At 63.0% G+C, this 675-nt stretch carries 1 protein-coding gene; it reads right to left on the bottom strand.

From position 1 onward, the window contains the following. Positions 1–18: 18 nt before the first annotated feature. A partial coding sequence (yghU, locus tag AC1DX0_RS36715) for a glutathione-dependent disulfide-bond oxidoreductase (RefSeq protein WP_477359528.1) occupies positions 19–675 on the bottom strand: 657 nt, incomplete at its 5' end.

Here is a 675-nt window from a genome sequence, read left to right as displayed (position 1 = left end):
GTTCAGTCTTGCCGCTGCCTATTCCGCGGCCAGCTTGTCCTGCGTATTCGTCTCGAAATCGCTGGCGTCGTGGCGCTCGTGCAGCTGCAGGGCCGGCTCGCCGAAGGCACGGTTGACCATGCGGCCGCGCTTGACCGCCGGGCGCTCGTCGATCGCTTTTGCCCAGCGCTGAACGTGTTTGTATTCCTGCACCGACAGGAAGTCGGCGGAATCATTGTACATGCGGCCGAGCGCCAGCCCGCCATACCAGGGCCACACCGCCATGTCGGCGATCGAGTAATCCTTGCCGCCGAGATATTCAGTTTCCGCCAGCCGGCGGTCGAGCACGTCCATCTGACGCTTGGTTTCCATGGCGAAGCGGTCGATGGCGTATTCGAATTTCTGCGGCGCGTAGGCGTAGAAATGGCCGAAGCCGCCGCCCAGATACGGCGCCGAGCCCATCTGCCAGAACAGCCAGGACAGCACTTCCGCACGGGCCGGCTGTTCGGTCGGCAGGAACTCGCCAAACTTTTCGGCGAGATAGACCAGGATCGAGCCGGACTCGAAGATGCGCACCAGCGTGGCGCCGCTGCGGTCCATCAGAGCCGGGATCTTGGAGTTGGGGTTGACGTCGACAAAGCCGCTGCCGAACTGGTCGCCATCATTGATCTTGATCAGCCAGGCGTCGTATTCGGC

This window comes from Mesorhizobium sp. P3_A9, assembly GCF_056402975.1.
Note: the sequence above shows the minus strand (reverse complement) of the source record. Positions and strands in the feature narration are given on the sequence as shown.